Annotated in this window: 14 protein-coding genes and 1 tRNA gene; 3 read left to right on the top strand and 12 right to left on the bottom strand. The window is 36.0% G+C overall.

All coding sequences use genetic code 11. The features are described from left to right. From LS81_RS00005 to tsaD, 5 genes are all read right to left on the bottom strand, one after another. On the bottom strand, nucleotides 1-1,494 hold a 1,494-nt coding region (locus LS81_RS00005; protein WP_138069862.1), incomplete at its 3' end, for a methyl-accepting chemotaxis protein. A gap of 290 nt (nucleotides 1,495-1,784) precedes the next feature. Further along, a complete protein-coding gene (locus LS81_RS00010; RefSeq protein ID WP_034345706.1) occupies nucleotides 1,785-2,210 on the bottom strand; it encodes a hypothetical protein in 426 nt (141 codons plus the stop codon). Nucleotides 2,211-2,317: 107 nt separating this feature from the next. Continuing rightward, nucleotides 2,318-3,616, bottom strand: coding sequence for an RNA polymerase factor sigma-54 (locus LS81_RS00015; RefSeq protein ID WP_034345703.1), 1,299 nt, complete (start codon nucleotides 3,614-3,616; stop codon nucleotides 2,318-2,320). A 123-nt stretch (nucleotides 3,617-3,739) separates the two neighbouring features. Beyond that, complete coding sequence (locus LS81_RS00020; RefSeq protein WP_034319790.1) at nucleotides 3,740-4,597, bottom strand: flagellar hook-basal body protein; 858 nt, start codon at nucleotides 4,595-4,597, stop codon at nucleotides 3,740-3,742. 51 nt (nucleotides 4,598-4,648) lie between these two features. Next, nucleotides 4,649-5,938 carry a tRNA (adenosine(37)-N6)-threonylcarbamoyltransferase complex transferase subunit TsaD gene (gene tsaD / locus LS81_RS00025; protein WP_233715913.1) on the bottom strand — a complete coding sequence of 430 codons (1,290 nt, stop codon included), beginning with the start codon at nucleotides 5,936-5,938 and terminating at the stop codon, nucleotides 4,649-4,651. Nucleotides 5,939-6,032: 94 nt separating this feature from the next. Here tsaD and LS81_RS00030 point away from each other — a divergent pair, with 94 nt between their 5' ends. Further along, nucleotides 6,033-7,193, top strand: a complete 1,161-nt coding sequence (locus LS81_RS00030; RefSeq protein ID WP_034345701.1) for an agmatine deiminase family protein — start codon at nucleotides 6,033-6,035, stop codon at nucleotides 7,191-7,193. A 438-nt stretch (nucleotides 7,194-7,631) separates the two neighbouring features. Here the strand turns inward: LS81_RS00030 and LS81_RS00035 are convergent, their stop codons facing one another. The 3 genes from LS81_RS00035 to LS81_RS00045 are packed head-to-tail and all read right to left on the bottom strand — an operon-like array spanning nucleotide 7,632 to nucleotide 9,106. Beyond that, on the bottom strand, nucleotides 7,632-7,946 hold the full coding sequence (locus tag LS81_RS00035; RefSeq protein WP_034319809.1) for a DMT family transporter: 315 nt from the start codon (nucleotides 7,944-7,946) through the stop codon (nucleotides 7,632-7,634). A gap of 52 nt (nucleotides 7,947-7,998) precedes the next feature. After that, nucleotides 7,999-8,436 carry a DMT family transporter gene (locus LS81_RS00040; RefSeq protein WP_034345698.1) on the bottom strand — a complete coding sequence of 146 codons (438 nt, stop codon included), beginning with the start codon at nucleotides 8,434-8,436 and terminating at the stop codon, nucleotides 7,999-8,001. A gap of 49 nt (nucleotides 8,437-8,485) precedes the next feature. Beyond that, nucleotides 8,486-9,106 carry a TetR/AcrR family transcriptional regulator gene (locus LS81_RS00045; protein WP_034345695.1) on the bottom strand — a complete coding sequence of 207 codons (621 nt, stop codon included), beginning with the start codon at nucleotides 9,104-9,106 and terminating at the stop codon, nucleotides 8,486-8,488. A gap of 722 nt (nucleotides 9,107-9,828) precedes the next feature. On the opposite strand from LS81_RS00045, the gene LS81_RS00050 reads away from it, so the two are divergent. Both LS81_RS00050 and LS81_RS12290 read left to right on the top strand, forming a co-directional pair. Continuing rightward, a tRNA-Glu gene (locus LS81_RS00050) sits at nucleotides 9,829-9,904 on the top strand. Nucleotides 9,905-10,537: 633 nt separating this feature from the next. Next, nucleotides 10,538-10,672: a hypothetical protein gene (locus tag LS81_RS12290; RefSeq protein WP_267892495.1), complete on the top strand. Its 135-nt coding sequence runs from the start codon at nucleotides 10,538-10,540 to the stop codon at nucleotides 10,670-10,672. Between the two features lie 160 nt (nucleotides 10,673-10,832). Here the strand turns inward: LS81_RS12290 and fusA are convergent, their stop codons facing one another. The 4 genes from fusA to LS81_RS00070 all read right to left on the bottom strand — a co-directional run bounded on the left by fusA (nucleotide 10,833) and on the right by LS81_RS00070 (nucleotide 22,521). Next, nucleotides 10,833-12,911: an elongation factor G gene (gene fusA, locus LS81_RS00055; protein ID WP_034345693.1), complete on the bottom strand. Its 2,079-nt coding sequence runs from the start codon at nucleotides 12,909-12,911 to the stop codon at nucleotides 10,833-10,835. Nucleotides 12,912-12,925: 14 nt separating this feature from the next. Continuing rightward, a complete protein-coding gene (rpsG, locus tag LS81_RS00060) occupies nucleotides 12,926-13,393 on the bottom strand; it encodes a 30S ribosomal protein S7 (RefSeq protein ID WP_034319775.1) in 468 nt (155 codons plus the stop codon). A 27-nt stretch (nucleotides 13,394-13,420) separates the two neighbouring features. After that, nucleotides 13,421-13,804 carry a 30S ribosomal protein S12 gene (rpsL, locus tag LS81_RS00065; RefSeq protein WP_034345690.1) on the bottom strand — a complete coding sequence of 128 codons (384 nt, stop codon included), beginning with the start codon at nucleotides 13,802-13,804 and terminating at the stop codon, nucleotides 13,421-13,423. A 68-nt stretch (nucleotides 13,805-13,872) separates the two neighbouring features. Next, nucleotides 13,873-22,521, bottom strand: a complete 8,649-nt coding sequence (locus LS81_RS00070; RefSeq protein WP_034345687.1) for a DNA-directed RNA polymerase subunit beta/beta' — start codon at nucleotides 22,519-22,521, stop codon at nucleotides 13,873-13,875. Nucleotides 22,522-22,614 lie beyond the last annotated feature (93 nt).

Genomic DNA, 22,614 nt, shown 5'->3' on the forward strand with positions numbered 1-22,614 from the left:
AAGTGCAGTTACTGCTTCTTCTAAATCTTTTGATTTAGATTCTAGTTCTTTAGCAAAGCCTTGACTTGTATAAAGCATCTTTCGAATCTCTTCACCTAAAGTGTTTGTAACTATATCTACTCTACCACTTGCATCTTTTACTTCTGTAGTAAAGTCTAAACTCACATAGCTATCAAATACTCTTGCGATTTCATTTGTATCGCTTCCTACTTTTTTCTCTAAGTCATCTAACATATGATTGAACACATTTTTTAATTCATTTAGCTGTGGATTATGTGGTGTTTCTATAATCCTTGCTCTAAAGTCTCCTGCCTCTATTGTTTTTGCAGTTTCTATTGATTGAGCAACCGCTTTAGAATCTTGTTCTAATCCAAGTTTTGTTTTTTCAATGTTTTCGTTAATAGCATGAGCCATTTCACCTATTTCATCGCGTGAATTAATTGTAAGAGGTTGTGGGGCAGTTTTGACTTCGTGGTTAAGATACTTAAAGAATGTAACAAGAGAATCTTTGATCGCATTGATTGGATTTGTAAAGAATCTAATGAAAAAGAAAATTGCTATAGCACCTAACACAATCGCAATTGCTGCTAAAATCATTGTCTGCACAAGGCTTTTAGTGATGGCAGCTGCATAATCAGCTTTATCGACAGTGACAACCATTGTCCAACCAAATGGAAATTGTTTATAGTATCCAAATTTATCAAGCACTTGCCCATTTCTCAAGGTCAAATAATAATCAATAGAGCCTTCTTTGTTTTTTGCAAGTGCACCTTTGAGGGTATCTTCCACTTCTTTTCCTGCTCCACTTTTGACAAATTCCATGTCTTCATGTAAAACAATCGATCCATCTCTATCTGTCAAAAACACACTCATTGAAGGTAGTTCTGGACTCACAAAAATTCTCTCTTGAAAATTGTTGACATTAATATCAAAACCAACAACACCAATAAACTTCCCATCTTTAAAAAGTGGTGCAGTAGCAGTCACAAAACGCTCACCTTTATACCTACCTATTTCACTTGCATATACAGATGTGATAATGCCTGCTTGTTTTGCTTTTGTCTCCACATACCATGGTCGCTTACGCAAATCTTTACCATCTACATCTTCCCACTCTGCTGAAAGCTTTGTTGTGCCATCTGGACTATAATCATACAAAATCGCCTTTCCATCGTCCTCATAAACAACAAATACCAGTGGATACTTAACTAGTGATGAAACTGAGCTCAAGAGAATTCTTTGCTGCACAATATTGTTTTTATCAGTATTAACAATATCTCTTGCCAATACTCTCAAATGCTCTTGGCCTTCATCAACCATGCTAATATATATGGTGCGATAAGCTGATTCTAATGTCTGCATTTGAATGCTATGATACAGCTGTGCTACGTCATTCATCGTCTTATTAAAATTAAAAAAACTAATGATAACAATAATAACAGAAAATAGTCCTACTGCTCCAAGGGTGAGCTTTCCGCTTAATGAACGAAGCATTATTAATTCCTTATATATTAAAATCTAAAGTCCTTATTTTTATGATTCTATGTTGCAAAATCATAAATTAAATAGGGAAAAATTCAAAACTCTGCATTATAGCATAATAATACAACAAGTATGGTAAGTTACTATTGTCGTAGTTAATTTGCATGGGCTAGATGAAGGATTTATATAAACATTTTATTGAAGCTAAATGATGTAAAAAGTGGATAGGCTCATAATAAATAAACCATATTATTTACAAACAGAATATTTCTATCTGTAGTTTTCATGTGATTTTTTGCATGTTATTTGACATGTTTTCTATGGTATAGTTTCCTGCAAAGCTCGTGTGCAGGATTACAGGTGATGACATAATGATTTGCATTTGTTTGTTTTACTGACATATTGAGCTTCTTTTTTCCTATTTGCAGAGTATAGCGATTATTTTGCCATGTAAACGAAAAGAATCGTGTGTTTATTTGAGCATTTTGTAAGAGTGTCTGTAGAGCTTGTGTATCTAGAGGTTGCTTTTGTAAAAACGCATAGTATGCCGTTTGGTTTATCTGTTGTTGTAAAGTTTGAATGTGTAACCCTGCTTGGCGTAGAGCTAGGGCTTCTGTTGTATAGGGCTTTAACATGATAGTAGATAGTATTGAAAGCAAGATTATAAAGATTAAAACCTCAAGCAGACTAAAGGCACATGTATGTTTGATTTCTAATAAGCCCTTCATTCTTTAATCTTTTTTAAATCTTATGTCTTTAAAATCTGCAGGTAGAATCTTGCAAAAACGTTTATGTAAGAGACAATATGTAGCAGCAAATCATAAAAATAATATGACTACATGCTTATTGCATACATTCTTTTACGTTGGCTTGAGCCCAATATCCCAAGCTGTTTGCGATATTTTGTAATCGTTCTACGCACCATTTTTAGTTCAAACTTCTTTTCTATTAGTTCCAATATCTTTATATCTGATAGCGGCTTTTTCTTATCTTCATTTCGTATGAGTTCAAGCAAGAAATCCTTAATACTTGCATTAGAGGTATCACCATCAACAGCAGTTGTAAAAAAGCTTTTAATGGGGAATATGCCACGATTACATTCTAAGAATTTATTTGCAATAGCACGAGAGATTGTGCTTGGTGAATGTCCAAACTCATCGGCTAGATCCTTAAGCTTCATAGGTTTTATTTCTCCACCCATAAAGAAATCATATTGATATTCAATAATCATAAGTCCAATCTTGCGTATCGTTGCCTTACGCATATCGAGTGCATCAACAAGATCTCTTGCCTCTTTGAGTTTAGTTTTAAAATACGGATTTTCCTGTGCATCTTTAAAATGCGGTTTTTCAATAATCATACTTGGGTAATAGGAATCATTAAGGCTTAATTCAATACTATTTTCTTCTTGCGTAATGATAATATCAGCAATGACTGCACTAGAATCTTCATGGAAATCAAGGCTAGGAACACGCCTAAAACCACGAATAACTTGCATAACTTTGTCATAATTTTTATACTTTTTGTATTTTATGTGATTTTCAAGATTCTCTATAATCCGTAAAGCAAGATCATAATCCCCATCTTCTAAATCACTTGCATCAAGCTGAAATATAAGGCTCTCTTGTAAATCTCTTGCACCAATCCCCCCTGGCTCTAGGTGACAAAATCGTTTTCGCACCCTCTCTACCTCATCGCTATCACTCTGTATGCCAATATGTTCTAAATCAGCTAATAACTCTTCCATGTCACAATCAAAAAAGCCCTCACTATTGAGATTATCAATGATACTGAATGCAATGTCTTGGCTTCTTTTTGTTGGAAAAAGTGGGGGATTGATTTGCTCTTGCAATGTTTCGATAAGTCCTTTTTCATAAATCGTAAGCAGTTCAATCTTATCACCCATCGAATTTTTAGTATTATGCATACCTCTTTGCGGAGATTTAAGTGGTGTGAGTTTTGTTTGTAGGCTTGAAGTAAGTGCTGATTGAATCTCTATATATGGGTTATCCTCACTAATTTTACCTAGCGTTTCTTCTAGCTCATTAATAGGGCTTTGGAGAATAGGCAACCAACTTTTTAGCGTTGATGATAGTTTTGACTTAACAGCGACATTCTGCCTTAACTTTGCCATTGCAACACACGCCTTTTTAGAATCTTAATTGTATAATTGTAGCAAAAAAGTAGAATTTTCTTGCTAAAAATCACTTAAGTCTTTCTTAAATAAAATGGCGTAAAACCCCATGTTTTAAATCACTTATCCTCTAGCAGCAAGCTTATTTATTGCCTCTGCATTCAATTCATCCATGTGAGTTTTCATCACACGAGAATACATATCAACAAGCCTATTTGTCTCAATCATGCCTGTCATTTCTAACACCGCATTGACATTGCTTTTTTCTAAAAAGCCTTGCGCAACCGCACCACTATTATAGGCGAGATTTGCCCCTGCCAAACCTTCAGAATCTGTATTATTAGGCTCCTTTCTCTCTTCAATATAAAGACTACCACCAATCTTTTTCAAAAACTTCGGATTATCAAAAGTAACGATGGCTAAACTCCCACCAGCAATATTATCAGCCATGCCCTCATTACTAAGCTCTTTAAAGCTTATATTTCCATTTCCATCTACACTAATTTGCATATTAGCATTCATTAAGATTCCGCCCTCATTATCAATACCATCACGCGATAACACATGGAATCCCTCCTGTGTTACAAGATAGCCATCATCACTTATGCTAAAACTACCATTTCTTGTATAGGCAATGCCATTTGGTGTTTGCACTGCAAAAAATGTATTTGGAGCTTTTAATGCAAAATCGAGCGTATTTTCTGTTTGCTCCATCGCGCCAACACTAAAATCTGTGTATTCTTCTGCTATTATAGGGACGCGAGTCATTGTGCGGTTTATAAACTTCGCTGCTGCCTTTGTCTCATCTGGTATAGGCAAAGTATCTTGGTGTCCTTGCACCATACGCAAAAAATCGCCGATTACAACATCATCACGTTTAAATCCATTTGTATTAAGGTTTGCCAAATTATTTGAGATAACATCGAGTCGATTAAACTGCGTAATCATACCGCCTGTTGCGCCATAATATCCTGTTTGCATGTTTCTATCCTTAGAAGTATTTTACAACTATAAGCAAAAAACTTTCCATTTTTAAGATGTTATCTTGATCTCTGTATTACGTGGAGAGATTTGGAGAGAGAGTGGATTATATTGATTGTTTCTATCATTGCTATTGGCGTGTGCATGAGATATTGTATGTAAATTGATGGTATCTAACTTCTGCATTGCGTATGAATTAGATGAATTTGGAGCAAAATTTTTAGATTCTGTGTCCTTGTCATGCCAAATCTTGTTTAAAGGCAAGGTATCTTTTTTGGAATCTGGTTGTCCATGATTTATTTGTTTATATGCACTCATGGCGTTTTCATGTCTGATTTTGCCTATCGCGGCTCTGCCTATCATCGCTGCATTATCGCTACAATATCTTAACTCACTCATCAATAAAGTCTTATGAAATTGCGCTGTTAATATTTGTATCTTTTCTCTTAACATCGAGTTTGCACTCGCACCACCAACAATAGCAAAATGCTTTATGTGATCATTTTGTTTCATATAAAATTTACATTTATGGATAAGATGGGTGGTAGCACTCTCTTGCAATCCTAATGCCAACGCCTTTGCTTCGATACTATTTTTTATCTGATTTACATATTCATTTTTGTCATATAATTGTGAATCTTGTATAAGATTTTTTAACGCCATCTTTTCAAGTTGCAATCGAAACGCATTTTTTAAACCAGAAAAACTAAAACATTGCATATTTTGATTAATAAGCGGAATAGGTAGGGCTACTGGAGCAATGTTTTCGCTCAAGGCCTGTTTAGCTAGAGAATCTATAATCATACCACCTGGATAACCAAGTCCTAACATTTTTGCTGCTTTGTCATAACACTCCCCAAAGCTATCATCAAGTGTATTTGCAACAACTCGCATATCATTATAGCTGTAACACTCAATTAGCATAGTGTGCCCACCTGATACAAGTAAAACGCAAAGAGGGAAAATCTCTTTATAAGATTCTATAAAGAGAGAATAAATATGCCCTTTTAAATGATTAATGCCTAATAATGGAATCTTTAATGAAAGGGATAAAGCTTTAGCCATCATCACCCCCTCTAAAAGGGAAATAGATAAACCTGGCTCATTTGTCACCGCAATATAGCTTATATTGCTAAAAGAAAATTTTTGTTTAAAATTATTTAATAATTGGACTAAATCACGTGCAAAAAGCCTTGAGGCGAGTTCTGGGACAACCCCACCATAACAACTATGAGAATCCTCTTGGGAAATTTTTTCATGCCACAAAAGTTTTGCATTATTGCCATCTGTGTAAGCTAGTGCACTATCATCACAACTTGATTCAATACTTAAAATCCGCATACTTTCTCTTTAATTTCTATATTTTCTTTATTGCTTTAATGTATAATTGTATCAAAGAATAAGCGTTTCTATGTAAATTTATGGGAGGTATGATATGTTTGCAGAATGGGAAGAGCAAAAGGGGATAGTCCTAATCTATCCACATATGTTTTGTGATTTTAATGCAAATTTAGAAGATGTGCAAGAATGCTATGAAAGCTTGATTACAGAGATTCTAAAAGTTGAGCCATTATTCCTTATCGTGCATCCAAACGACAATCAAGCAAAAACACGATTACAAGATTTTCTATCTATGCTGGAAACAAAAGCATATCCATGTAAAATTATTGAATTAGAAAGTAATGATTTATGGGCTCGAGATAGCATCGCAATCTCTGTTAAGAAACAGCAATCACAGGTTTTAACGCAAATAACAAATGCAGTCTTGGGCAACAAAACAAAGACAAATACACTTGGAATCTTTGATAAATTTATCAACCACGCAACAGAAAAAGAGCAAAGCTATGCAAACTTTGGCTTTAATGGTTGGGGGCTAAAATATCCCGCAAACCTTGATAATCAACTCAACAGCAAATTACATGAAATAGGCTTTTTTGAACACATGGAAACTCATGGTATGATACTTGAGGGTGGAAGCATTGATTACAATGGTAATGGACTCTTGCTTACCAATACTCAATGCTTACTTGAGGCAAATCGTAATCCACATTTAAATCAAGAAGAAATTGAAGAACGCTTAAAAAATGCGTTACATGTAGATAATATTTTATGGCTTAATCATGGGTTTTTACTTGGCGATGATACAGATAGCCATATTGATACACTCGCACGATTTATCAATGAAGATACCATTGTTTATATCAAATGTGATGACTTAAATAACCCGCATTTTAGTGAGCTAAATGCTATGGAGCATGAGCTAGAACAGCTTGCAAAAACACATAATCTAAAGCTTGTAGCACTACCATTTTGCGATTATGCAGTATCGCAAGATGAAGATTCTCCTAAATCTGGAAATGCTAAAAACCAAGCTGCAAATAGCCTGCCCACTAAAAATCTTCCTGCAAGTTATGTGAATTTTTTATTTTTAAATCAAAAAGTTTTGCTTATGCCAACTTATAATAAGCCTACAGATCTTGCTGCATTGCAAACACTTAAAAAAGCTTTGCCTGATTATAATGTCATTGGCATAAATTGCGAAGCGTTAATACAACAACATGGGAGTCTACATTGCATTAGTATGCAAATTCATTAATTTGTATGGATTAGGGTTTGTAATTGGTATTTATAATAAATTGCTTAGACTACATTCTTAGATACAATCTAGTCAATAAAGCGGTTGTATATATACCTAAAAATCCTATAGAATCTAACATCTACTTAAACCCAACAAACAATCAATTAGCCTAGTTTTTATCTTTAGAAAATAAACCTACACTCTGCATAATTAATATTGCATTTATAAAAATTAGTAATAGATTGCTAATTTTTAAGATAAATCTCTATCCACTTTAGAGTCTGACTTAAAATTTCATGATGCAATAAAACTTACATCTCCGTTCTTTAGTGCAAGATCGCTATATAAACTTCATATAATTCCAACTAACAAGCACGCAAGCCTGCACTAACCTTTCAAAAACCCTACTTGTCATTCCTAGCTATTTTGAGAATATACAATGAGTTTATATGAAGTCTAACTCAATGCCTTCAATCCTACGCTAGAGGCAATAATCACGCATACACAAAAAATCTTTAAAAATGATTTATCCTCCTTAAAAAATATAATCCCTACAAGCACACCACCAGCAGAACCAATACCAGTCCAGATTGCATACGCCACACCCATAGAAATCTCTCTCATAGCGATAGATAAACAACTAAAGCTCCCAGCTAACACTACAGCAAGACACAGAATATAAAGCTTATTTTTGGTATCAATAATCTTTTTCATCGTCCATACACCAGCTATTTCAAACATACCAGAAATAACAAGTAAAACCCAATATATCATTTATCATCCTTTTTAAAATCTAGATTATATGCTTGAGATTCAACATGAGTTAATCTCTCTTAGAAGTTGTATCGCTCAATGTAGAATCTACTACAATAGATTCAAGCTCTTCGGGCAAATGATCATGTATTTTTTGTATAGTTTCGCTCTCCTTTACACTATATTTTAAACCCAAGACACCCAGCATAAGTGTTGAAATCAGAGCAATTTTTGCCAACGAAGCCTCTTGCCCAAACACCACAATCTCAGCGATCACCACACCGCCTGTACCAATACCCACAAACACACTATACACAATAGCAACCTCTAGCTTTTTCATCGCCAATACCGCACAAGTAAAGGAAAAAGCAATGCCAACACCTGTTAAAACCTTCAAAGGCAATGTATCAGCATATTTTAGTCCGCTTACCCACGCCACTTCACAAATTCCGCCAATAAGAATTAAAATCCATGCAAGATTTTTACTTATTATAATTTTTTGAATCATGCTTACACCTTTTTATTATAGTTTAGAATCTAAACATGCTGCCCTACTATTACGTAGAGCTAGATTCCAATTTCAAATCTTCAAAACTTTGATTTTGTCCTACAAACACGCACAACGCCTTGATAAAACGTTCAATTTCTACATTTTTTTCCTCCCAAGTCTTACCTATTACGCCTTGCAATAGCCAGAAGCCATCAATCCCAAGCGATAAAAATTCGCTTAAATCACGCATTCTGCTTTTTTTTACCTTACTTGCTTGCGTGGTCTCAATGCTTTGCAAGATCAGATAATGTGTATGCTCTTTGAGATTTTCAATATAACGCGTAAAAAGTGTATTTTGCGATGTAACCGCATATAAAAACATATCCTCATAAAATTTACAAAACTGCTTATTATAGGTATTATCAATGCAGTATGCTTCAAATATTTTACGCATCTTAGATTCTAGGGTTTTACAAGCATAGAGCTCTTTTTCTGTCTTATAACGATAGTTTTGGGCGTCCCTACAAAGTGCCTCATATACAAGAGCATCCTTATCCTTAAAAAAGTGATAAAAGGAGCCTTTTGAAATATGATGATTCTGCAAAAATTCATTAAGTGAGAAATGCAAAATGCCTTTTTGATATAGCATAGGAATGGCAACTTGCAAGATATGATCTTTTGTCATCATTATATCTTCTCCATTATATACTTAAACAACTTTTACTTATTTTAGTTTGGAATAGCTATCCTACAAATCAAAATCTTTCGACGATAAAACCTACATAAATAACTTGAAAAATCTCACAAAAAACTTCTCTCAAGGTATAAGGCTGATAAAACTTCTCATGGAACTTAAATCCCATATCTTTTTATTCAAGCGCAAATAAGGTTTTAATCAACAATTGATACAAAAAATTATATCATATATTTCTTAATAAAACTAAACTAATGGTCTAATATATTAAAGAATTTAGAAACTAATCTTTAGTCTTAAACCCTAGAGAAATAACGCAAAATTAAAGAGAGAAAAACATTCTATATTGGCTATAAAAAGCATTTAAGCTTAATTTATTTTTATTTTTTAAATTATATTGGCTTTAAGTGTTTGCAAGATTTATGATCTTACACAACATTCTTATATGCAAGACTACAGGCTTAAAATATCAAAAAACAAGTTTTTATAACAGGGTTACGATGTAAAAAATCATATTATTTTATATATGTAGTATTTTTTGGAATGATTTTTGTTTATGTTGGATTGAGACTTTATGTCTTTTCTTGTTTTGTATCTGTAACTTCGGTTACAGATTCTTAACCTCGAATAATATTCTATTACAAACTTTCATAACATTGAGTTTAAAGACTTTATTTTTATATTAATTAGATTTTGCTACAATATAAATCTTTTTTGACCCTTTCATCTAGAGGCCAAGGATACCGCCCTTTCACGGCGGAGACGAAGGTTCAAATCCTTCAAGGGTCGCCATCTTATCAAATATATTTAGCTAGCATAAGGCAAAACTCAAACAACATATAAAACTATCGATTAAGATCTTAAATCCTCCATGAATCTAAAAATAAACATGAAATATGTAACTACATAATCAAATAATAAATACAACAAGCCTTAGGGTATATAAAATTGCAATTAAGTCATACGCAGATAGTTTAAATATGTGGTGCATCTCGATATCTGTATATATATGAATTGATTGGATAGATAAAAATTTTATGTATAGTTTCAAAACTATGCTGTTATCATTAAGCTAGAATATGCTGCTCAAAGCTATAAAGCAGATAGAAACTATCTTAAGCTGTGTTTAAATATGGCAATCTTTAAAAATCAAACCGACTGCCATATTATAATTCAACAACACAGATTAAATTTTGGTTACTTCTTAGATTGATTGTTAGGGTTAAGCTATGCACCTCTATTCCCTTGAGCTTGAGAATATTGTCTATTTACGCTAGAAGTTCCCTTATTTACATTCTGCTGATTTGCAGAATTATCTTGAGGAGTTATCTTACCACTCATGCAAAATCCTTTCATAAAAATTTAGATAATATCACACATTAAGACAATATAATCATAAAGTTGGTATTAAGCCATGCAATAATCATGCAAGAAGAAGAAAAAACGATTTATCAAGAGTTTTATGCGATTTTTATGAATTTTAGTAAAAAGTTTTATCATATATTTAACTCTAAACTTTTATACAACATTAATGCACAACATCACCATAAAATGAGTTAGTAATCAAAATAAAAAAGAGTGAAAAGATATGAGGGAGACACAGCTCCCCAAGAAGATTGACACTGCAGCTAAACCAGTAAATCTTAAATCTTATCTTAAGAAGTCTAGATTTTTTGCAGACCGTATCATAAAAAGTGCCTATAAAGGCAGTCAGATAAAATTAATTGCTACGTTTATCCATAATTTCCTTAGCAATATTGCTAGGCACCTCACCATAATGGTCAAATTCCATTGTATAAGTGCCTCTACCTTGTGTTGCTGAACGCAAATCGGTAGAATAACCAAACATTTCAGCCAATGGCACAAACGCATTAACAATCTTTAATCCCATTCTATCGTCCATAGAATTAATCTGCCCACGTCTGCGGTTTAAATCACCGATAACATCACCCATATACTCTTCTGGCACTTCTACTTCTACTTTCATCATAGGTTCCAACAATACAGCATTTGCTTTACGACACGCGTCTTTAAACGCCATTGAACCTGCAATCTTAAATGCCATCTCGCTTGAATCTACCTCATGATAACTTCCATCATAAAGCGTTACTTTACAATCTACCACTGGGTAACCAGCTAACACACCATTTTGCATTGCTTCTTGAATACCCTTGTCAACAGCTGGGATATATTCTTTTGGAATTACACCACCGCTGATTTCATTTACAAACTCATAACCACTACCTGCTTCTTTTGGTTCAAGTTTAATATGCACATGTCCATATTGTCCACGACCGCCAGATTGCTTTGCATATTTACATTCTTGTGTAACAGTACCTCGGATGGTCTCCCTAAAAGCAACCTGAGGCTGTCCAACTTCTGCTTCAACGCGGAATTCTCGCTTTAACCTATCAACAATGATTTCAAGATGTAACTCTCCCATACCGCCGATAAGTGTTTGACCAGTTTCCTCTTGTGTGCTTACCCTAAAGCTAGGATCTTCCTCAGCAAGCTTACCAAGCGCTACTGCCATTTTCTCCTGATCTGCCTTTGTCTTTGGCTCAACCGCAATGTGTATAACTGGCTCTGGGAACTCCATGCGCTCTAAAATCACAGGATTTTTATCATCGCAAAGTGTATCACCTGTCAATGTTTCTTTCAAGCCAACAAAAGCACAAATTTCCCCAGCATAAACTTCTTTAATGTCCTCTCTCTTGTTAGAGTGCATTTTCAAAAGTCGCCCTACTCTTTCCTTTTTGCCTTTCGTAGAGTTATACACATAACTACCAGACTCCAATTTACCACGATACACACGCACGAATGTAAGCTGCCCAACAAATGGATCCGTCATAATCTTAAATGCAAGTCCTGCAAATTCGCCATCATCGCTAGATTCTACAAGCACTTCTTCTTCTGTCTTTGGCTCAATACCCTTGATTTCAGCAACTTCAGTTGGTGCTGGAAGATAATCAACAACCGCGTCAAGCAATGTTTGCACACCTTTGTTCTTAAAGCTTGAGCCACAAAGCATAGGGATAAGACTCATATTGTGACAACCTATCTTAATCCCTTTTTTAATCTCTGCTTCACTCAACTCTTCACCACCCAAGTACTTTTCCATTAAAGCTTCATCTTGTTCAGCTGCTGATTCTACAAGCTTTTCTCGGTACTCATTTGCCTTATCTACTAAATCTGCTGGAATCTCTTCTATGTCATACTTCGCACCCATAGACTCATCATTCCATACGATAGCTTTCATTAACACTAGATCCACAACGCCCTTGAAAGAATCCTCAGATCCAATAGGAATACAGATTGGTACAGGGTTAGCCTTCAATCGCTCTTTAATTTGTGATTCTACATTATAGAAATTTGCACCGATTCTATCCATTTTATTTACAAACACCATGCGAGGCACACCATATTTGTTCGCCTGTCGCCATACAGTCTCACTCTGCGGTTGTACACCACCAACAGAACAAAATACCGCTACAGCACCATCAAGCACACGCATAGATCGTTCCACTTCGATTGTGAAATCGACGTGCCCAGGAGTGTCTATAAGGTTGATTTGATGATCTTTCCAAAAGCAAGTGGTCGCCGCGGAAGTAATAGTAATACCTCTTTCTTTTTCTTGCTCCATCCAGTCCATGGTTGCTGCACCATCGTGTACTTCACCAATCTTGTGGCTTACGCCTGTGTAAAATAAAATTCTTTCAGAAGTTGTCGTTTTTCCCGCATCAATATGTGCAGCAATACCAATATTGCGTATCTTATGTAAAGGGGTTTTTCTAGCCATCTATTATCCTTAAACTACCAGCGATAGTGTGCAAACGCTTTGTTTGCCTCTGCCATCTTATGCACATCTTCTTTTTTCTTAAATGCTGCACCCTTGTCACTGGCTGCATCCATAAGTTCATTCGCCAAGCGTTCTATCATTGTACGTTCATTGCGTTTTCTTGTAGCCTCCAAAAGCCAACGAATAGAAAGGCTTTGTTGCCTCTCTGGACGTACTTCCACTGGTACTTGATAAGTTGCCCCACCTACTCTTCTGCTTCTCACTTCTACAAGAGGACGAATGTTTGTCAATGCTTTCTCAAAAACTTCAATACCTTTTTCACCGCTTTTTTCTTCAATTCTATTAAAAGCTGCGTAAATAATTTTTTCTGCTACACTTCTCTTGCCATCATACATCATCTTGTTGATAAACTTTGTTACAACTTTATTGCCATATATTGGATCGCCCAAAACTTCTCTAACGGGGGCTTTTCTTCTTCTCATTGAATCACTGCTCCTTATACTTCAAAATTATTTCTTTGCATCTTTTGCTTTTTTAGCACCATACTTACTGCGTGAAACAGATCGTTTTGCAACACCTGCAGTATCAAGTGCACCACGAATAATATGGTACTTAACACCTGGTAAGTCTTTAACCCTTCCGCCACGCACTAATACTATAGAGTGCTCTTGCAGATTGTGACCAATACCCGGTATATAACTAATGACTTCAAACTTACTTGTAAGGCGTACCTTAGCCACCTTTCTAATAGCTGAGTTTGGCTTCTTTGGCGTTGTTGTGTAAACTCTCGTGCACACACCTCTTCTTTGAGGGCACTCTACTAACGCTGGTGACTTTGTCTTTTTGACAACCTTTTTTCTTTCTTTGCGAATCAACTGATTAATTGTTGGCACACATCCATCCTTATAATAAAATTTACAAAACTTTTGGCTATTATACTTAAAAAATGTTTAGATTAAACTTAGGAATTATCCTTATTGTGTCTAATCATCACTTTTTTATCCTTATACAAGCCCGTTCCAACTGGAATCATACGACCCAAAACAACATTTTCTTTCAAGTCCTCTAAGAAATCTTTTTTCGCAGAGATACTTGCCTCTGTGAGAACTTTCGTAGTTTCTTGAAAAGAAGCTGCCGAAATAATAGAGTCGCTGCTAATTGCAGCACGAGTAATACCAAGCAAGATGGGCTCTGCAATCGCTGGACTCCCACCCATTTTCCGTATTTTTTCATTCTCTTCTTTAAAATGTCTACGACTAACAAGATCTCCTTCAATGAACTTTGTATCTCCGCTATCAAGCACTTTGTAGTAGCGAAGCATTTGGGATAAAATAACCTCGATATGTTTATCAGCAATCCCAACACCCTGTCTACGATATACTTGTTGTACTTCACCCACAACATATTTATGCAGCTCTTTTTCACCATTAATCCTTAAAATATCGTGACTACTAATAGTTCCATCGCTAAGCATCTCACCTGCATGTACAAACTCACCCTCTCTCACTAAAATCTGCTTCGACTTATCAATGAGGTATTCAGCCTGTCTACCATCATCAGCAGTAATCACAATCCGTTCTTTACCACGTATCGCCCTACCAAAACTCACATGTCCATCAATCTCTGCTAACACTGCAATATCTTTTGGTTTTCTCGCCTCAAATAGTTCAGAAACACGCGGCAAACCACCTGTAATATCTTTTGATTTTGCAGTTGCTTTTGGCACTTTAGCTAATACATCAGCAACCTCAACCTTCTCTCCATCACTCACGAGTAACACGCTTTTTGGCTCAAGGTTATAGACTATCTCTTTACCATTGCAATCCGTCACAACAATTGCAGGCTTATACCCTTGCGGAATGTACTCTTGCACAGTGAGTGATTTAATATGTGTTTTTTCATCTTCTTTCTCAATCACTGTCGTACCCGCTACAACATCATTAAATCGTATAGTTCCTGATTGCTCTGCAATCATAAGCGTGTTGTAAGCATCCCATGAAGCAACAACCGCATCTTTATCATTATTTTTATTTGAGATACGAGTTGTTTTTGTCACATGCGCATTATCTTCGGTCTCAATCTGAGAACCTCTAGCAATGTAATGTCTGCATGCCTCTCTATCATTGGAATCTGCAATCACCGCAAAAATACCCTTTTCTTTCACAATCATGCCAACGCTTACTTCATGGTATCTTTCCAATTCATCAGACACAAGGCGATAATATTTCACAACACCATCTGCATTCGCATATATATCTTGTGAAACTGGCTCATTGTCTTGGATATGCAATTCACTCGCATACGGAATGCGATTACCCACATTCCAGCCATCTTTTATAACATCTGCGATACTATCCCCAGCTTTCACCTTATAACCTGTGTTATGTGGAATATAAATTTTTCCCTCAATCTCACCAATAACACCTGCCAATTCTCTTTGTGCCGCAATATCAGCCTTACCTAGCTCATAGGTTTTTTGCTCTTTTGCACCTTTTAAAACTAAAATGATTCTATCATGTGCAGTTTCAACCTGCAACTCACCATCAAAAGGTGCTTTAATTTTTGGTTCAACAAGCAACACAGATGCATTTCGCCTATTTGCAATAATGTTCTTACCTTCCCTATTCTTATGGGTTTTGATATTGTAATAGCGAATAAAGCCTTCTTTATTGGCAATAATCTGATTTTCCTCTTGACTTCTACTAGCTGTACCACCAACGTGGAATGTTCGAAGTGTAAGCTGTGTTCCAGGTTCACCAATCGATTGAGCAGCAATAACACCAACAGAATCTCCTGTGATACTCATCTTACCTTCACCAAGATTAAGTCCATAACATTTAGCACATATACCACGAGGCGCTTTGCATGTAATAGGCGTACGAATATTTACTGCACGTACACCCGCATTTTTGATCTGCTCTGCAATCTCTTCTGTAATAAGCTTGCCCTCTTGTACCAATACTTCTTTTGAGATTCCATCATGCACTTCTGCAGCAGTAACCCTTCCTACAATACGCTCTTGTAACGTTTCAATCATTTCATTACCAACAGCAATATCAGTGATCTCTACGCCTTCATGCGTACCACAATCTTCCATTGTAATTTTCACATTCTGACTAACATCAATAAGCTTTCTTGTAAGATAACCAGCATTTGCAGTTTTAAGTGCGGTATCTGCTAGACCCTTTCTTGCACCATGCGTTGAAGTAAAATACTCAAGCACATTCAAACCTTCTTTAAAGTTTGAAATAATAGGTGTCTCAATGATACTACCATCAGGCTTTGCCATAAGACCACGCATAGCAGACAATTGTCTAATCTGTGTTGCACTACCTCTAGCTCCAGAATCTGCCATCATATAAATAGGGTTGAAACCACCTCTATCTTTTTCTACAATTTCCATCATCTCTTTTGCCATTTTATCATTCGTCTCTGTCCAAACGTCGATAATTTTGTTGTAGCGTTCTTGTATGGTTAAGGCACCCTGCTCCGCTTGAGACTGAATCTCATGCACACGCTCTTTAGATTCTGAAATCATTTTAGGCTTAGAATCTGGAATGATGATGTCTGCTGCCGCAATAGAAATACCTGCCTTAGTCGCATACCTAAATCCTAAATCTTTTAGATTATCAAGGAACACAGCTGTACCGCCGATACCACTCTCTTTATATACACAATCAATAAGGTTTGATATATCTTTCTTTTTCAGAACGCGATTCCACAAATGTGGCGATACAAAGCTTGGCAAGATGGAACGTAAGACCATTCTACCAGCAGTAGTGGTAATAACATGTCGTTCATGCACCACACGTATCGTGCTATGTATATCAAGCTCATCAAACTCCATTGCCATCTCAATTTCATTGAAATTTGAGAAAAGTTTGTGCTCCCCTTTAGAATCTGGCTTCTCAAGACTTAAGTAATAAAGTCCCAAAACCATATCTTGACTTGGCACTGCTACAGGTTTACCGCTTGCTGGTAGCAAAATATTTACTGAACTAAGCATAAGAATCTTACACTCTGCAATAGCCTCTTTTGAAAGTGGCACATGCACCGCCATTTGATCACCATCAAAATCCGCGTTGAATGCAGAACATACAAGCGGATGCAGCTGAATTGCCTTTCCATCGATAAGTTTTGGGTGGAATGCTTGAATTGACTGCTTATGCAATGTCGGTGCACGGTTAAGCATTACTGGATACCCTTCAATAATCTCTTGCAAACATTCCCAAACCTCATTGGTTTTTTGATCAATCATTTGTTTTGCAGTTTTAATGGTTTTTGCATGTCCTTTTTCTTCAAGCTTTGCAAGCAAATGCGGTTTAAATAGTTCAATAGCCATGTTTTTAGGTAACCCACACTGATCCATGCGTAAGTTTGGTCCAACAACAATAACGCTTCTACCAGAGAAATCCACACGCTTTCCAAGAAGGTTTTGGCGGAATCTTCCTTGTTTTCCTTTGATAATTTCTGATAAGGATTTCAATGGTCGCTTGTTTGCACCTTTCACGGCATTTGAGTTTCTACCATTATCAAAAAGCGCATCAACTGCTTCTTGTAACATTCTTTTTTCGTTGCGTACAATAATCTCTGGTGCATCTAGCTCCATCAACCTTTTTAATCGCAAGTTACGATTAATAACACGACGATATAAGTCATTTACATCACTTACTGCAAATTTACCACCATCAAGGGCTACCAAAGGACGTAGGTCTGGTGGCAATACAGGCAATACGCTAAGCATCATCCATTCAGGACGATTACCTGAATGCAAGAAGCTCTCCACGACTTTTAAGCGTTTAATGTATGCTTTCTTTTTTGCTTCAGAATTTGTAGAAGCAATATCTGCTTTCAATGATTCTAATAGTGCTACTAAATCAAGCTCTTCTAACAATTCTTTTACTGCTTCACCACCCATTTGCGCTTCAAATCCTGCGAGCTCAAATCGTCCATTAAGATTCTTAAACTGCTCTTCATTAAGCACATCATATTTCATGACTTTTTTGGTAAGCTCATTATCATAATATGCATCACCTGGATTTTTAACAATATATGCCTCATAATAAAGCACACGCTCTAAATCCTTCATTTTCACACCAAGCAATGTGCCTATACGACTAGGAAGTGAGCTTACATACCAAATATGTGCTACTGGTGTTACAAGTTCAATATGCCCCATTCTTGAACGACGAACTTTTGCAGTCGTAACTTCCACGCCACACTTCTCACATACTACGTCTTTATAGCGTCCTTTTCTATATTTACCACAATGGCACTCATAATCCCTCACTGGTCCAAAGATCTTTGTGCAGAACAATCCATCTCTCTCTGGCTTCAATGTCCGGTAATTAATCGTTTCTGGTTTCTTAACCTCACCTCTACTCCATGAGCGTATTTTCTCTGGACTTGCTAAAACTATTTGAAAAGAACTAAAATCTTTTGGTCTCTCTTTCTCTTTTTCACTAATTACTAAAGGTTCATCTTGATTCTCGCCATAGACATTAACGTCAAGTGCCAAAGACTGCAATTCTTTCGTCAAAACATAAAAAGTTTCAGGTATTGCAGAATCTCCAATAGGATAGCCTTTTGTGATTGCTTCATAAGCCTCTCTTCTTCCATTGACATCATCAGACTTGATGGTAAGCATTTCTTTGAGTGTATGTGCTGCACCATAAGCTTCCAATGCCCACACTTCCATTTCACCAAAACGTTGTCCACCAAAAAGTGCCTTACCACCAACAGGCTGCTGCGTTACAAGTGAATAAGGTCCAGTACTTCTTGCATGTACTTTTTCATCAACAAGATGGTGAAGCTTTAACATATACATATAACCAACATTAACACGCTCTTTGATTTTTTCACCAGTTTTACCATCATAGAGCTCTGTCTTACCATCCATATCAATCTTTGCCATTTCAAACAACTTATTGAATTTTTCTTGAGATATACCCTCAAATACTGGAATGGCAAATTTTACACCCTTACTCCAATCTCTTGCGTATGCAAGTAAGTCATCATGGCTTGCAGATTCTAGAATTTTCACTACAGAATCATCTTCATTAACAGCTTTTGCAATCTCAATCATTTTGGATTTAAGCTCTGCACTAAATTCATATTGAGATTCTCTTAATGTATCCTCAATCTGTTCACCAAAACGCTTACCAATCAGCCCCAAATGCACTTCTAAAATTTGCCCAATATTCATACGGCTTGGAACACCCAAAGGGTTCAAAATAATATCTATTGGCTTACCATCTTTTGTATAAGGCATATCAACTGCTGGCACGATATTGCTGACAATACCCTTATTACCATGTCGACCCGCCATTTTATCGCCGACTTTTAACTTTCTCTTTGTTGCGATATAAATCTTTACAAGCTTTACAACACCATTTGGCAAAATATCATCTTTTTCTAGAATTGCAAGCTTTTCTTCATGTTCAACACCTAGAACACGCTTCTGCTCTAAGAAATTATTCTTGATATGCTCATACTGATTTTGGATTTCTTTAGAATAACTCTTAATCAGCGTATTTAAGGCAAAGCGACTGATATCATCAAACTCTTTTTTGGGGATACACTCGCCTTTTTTAAAGACCTTATCATTAATTTTTGCTTCAGCACTTAGTGGTTCTTTTGACAATACATACGAGATTCTAAGCATTTCTTCTTTATTAAGCATTGTTAAACGCTCATGATGCTCTATGTCTAGATCAGATTTCTCATCCTCATATGCCTGTCTTGCTCTTGCATCCTTTTCATAGCCCTTCTTTGTAAAGATTTTTACATCTACAACATAACCCTCCATACTTTGAGGACAATAAAGAGACTTATTGACAACATGTCCAGCTTTTTCTCCAAAAATTGCACGCAATAATCGCTCTTCTGGAGTTGGCTTAACATCCCCTTTTGGAGTTACCTTACCAACTAGAATCATGCCGCCTGTTACATAAGTTCCAATTTTTACAATACCACTTTCATCAAGGTGAGCAATACTATCCTCTCGTACATTCGGAATATCTGCAGTAATCTCTTCAATTCCATGTTTAAGTTCTCGTGCCTCTATCTCTTTTTCATATATATGCACAGAAGTAAAAGCATCATCTTTAATGATATTTTCACTCACAACGATCGCATCTTCAAAGTTATAACCATACCAAGGCATGAAGGCGACACGAATATTTTTACCCAATGCAAGCTCACCGCTATCCATACTTGCACCATCTGCTATAATCTGTCCAGCCTCAATCTTATCACCAACTTTTACAATCGGTCGTTGTGTAAAACTCGTGTTTTGGTTGGTCCTCATATTCTTTTGCATAGAGTAGCTATCAATATAAGCCCCATTTTCATTTTCACCAAGTATGTAGATATTCTTACCATCTACCTTTTCTACAACACCGCCCTGTCTTGCCTTAATCGCTGCCCATGAGTCTCGTGCAATAACACTCTCAATACCTGTCCCAACAATAGGTGCATCTGGTTTTAGCAAAGGCACAGCTTGACGTTGCATGTTAGAACCCATAAGCGCACGGTTAGCATCATCATGCTCTAAAAACGGAATAAGAGAAGCAGCAACACCAACAAGCATACGCGCACTCAAGTCAATTAACTCAACATCCTCTGTCTTACGCAAAGAAATCTCACCACCACAACGTGTCTCTATAAGACCTTCAACAATTTTATTTTCAGAATCTAGCTTTGTGCTTGCAGGTGCAATTACCTTGCCATCTTCTTGTGTAGCGGTGAGATATACCACCTCGCTTGTTGTTTTTCCATCAACTACTTTTTTATAAGGTGCTTCAATAAAGCCTAAATCATTTACTTTTGTAAAAGTTGACAATGTGTTAATAAGCCCAATATTTTGCCCTTCTGGTGTTTCAATAGGACATATTCTACCATAATGCGTTGGATGCACATCTCTTGCCTCAAAGCCTACGCGTTCTTTAACTAAACCGCCCTCACCCAATGCTGAAAGCCGTCTTTTATGTGTAATCTCTGATAATGGGTTTGTTTGATCCATAAACTGCGATAACTGACCACTTGCAAAAAACTCCATAATCACACTTGTAATCATCTTGGAGCTAATCAAATCGTGTGGCATCACATTTTCAAAAGAAGTTTGTTGTGTGAGTTTATCTTTGATTGATTTCTGCATCTTAACAAGTCCAGCATGAAGCTCGTTTGCAAGCAACTCACCAATAGCACGAATTCTTCGGTTCCCCAAGTGATCTCTATCATCAATTCTGCCCTTACCATTACGAACCTGCATAAGATATTTCACAGTTTCAATAATATCTTCATAAGTGAGAACGCTTATATAATCTGGCACTTTGAGGTTTAATTTATGATTCATCTTCATACGACCAACACCTGTTAAGTCATAACGAGAAGGATCGAAGAATAACTGTTCAATAAACTTATGTGCCACTTCTCTTGTTACAGGCTCTGCTGGACGCATAACCTTATATATTCTGATAGCTGCTAAATCGCATTCATCATCAATTTTCTCTGTTTGACGAATATTTTTTAAGCTTTCCATATCCGCAAGGAATGAATTGATAATCGAGTTATCATAGCCTGGTGCAGTATCATGAATGATTTTAAACTCCACTATCTTATTATCATATAATTTCTTTACATTGGCCTCATTCAAAGGTGAAAGTGTGTCAAGAATCACCTCGCCAGTCTTACTATCAACAACTGGCTCTGCAAGATAAGTATTTAAAAGGTTGGTTATGGAAAACTCTACTTTATCATAACTGATATTTTGTTCGTTCAAGTCTCTTATACGTTTCTTATTGAATCTTTTCCCTGCAGGTAAAACAACCTGTCCTTTCTCATTTATCAAGTCATATTCAAGACTCCCCTCAATGTCATTGGGGTTAAAAGGTATGTAGAATTTATCTTTTTTTACAGAAACATCAAGTATAGGGTAAAGCATTTGTATAATTTGTTGCTTACTATAACCTAAAGCTCTGAAAAGAATTGTAACAGGCATTTTTCTACGTTTATTAATTCTTACATACATGATATCTTTTGCATCATATTCAAAATATAGCCATGCACCCATATTTGGAATAATCTGTCCAGTGTATATCAGTTTATTTGCTGAAGTATTTGATTCGTCTTCTTTAAAGATAACACCCGGACTTCTGTGAAGCTGATTTACCACAACTCTTTCAACACCATTAATAATAAATGATACCCTATCAGTCATTAGAGGGATCTCACGTACATATATGGTTTGCTCTTTAATGTCTTTAACCCCTACTTGCTCACCCTTATCGTCTTTATCCCACAATACAAGACGAATCTTAATTTTTAATGGAATCGAATAAGTTAATCCTCTTACCATCGTTTCGGTAATAGTATATTTTTGTTTACCGAATTCACAGCCTGCATACTCCAAAGTCACACGACCAGCACTATCTTGAATTGGAAAAATAGACTTTAATACACGTTCAATCCCACTTTCCCTATTATCATTTGAATACAAAAAAGAATCATAGCTATCCTTTTGCAACATCAATAAGTTAGGAACATCAAGCTCATCTTGGCTTTTTGAAAAGTCAACTCTTAATCTCGTGTTTGTTAGTCGTTTGCCCATATTAACCCTCTTACCTCAAAGTTTTTTAAGAGCCAAATACTCTCGCTAGCCTACTATACATAATACAATAGAGAGAATATTTATAAAAATGCA

It is taken from the genome of Helicobacter trogontum, from assembly GCF_000765905.2.
Taxonomy (GTDB): Bacteria; Campylobacterota; Campylobacteria; order Campylobacterales; family Helicobacteraceae; genus Helicobacter_A; species Helicobacter_A trogontum.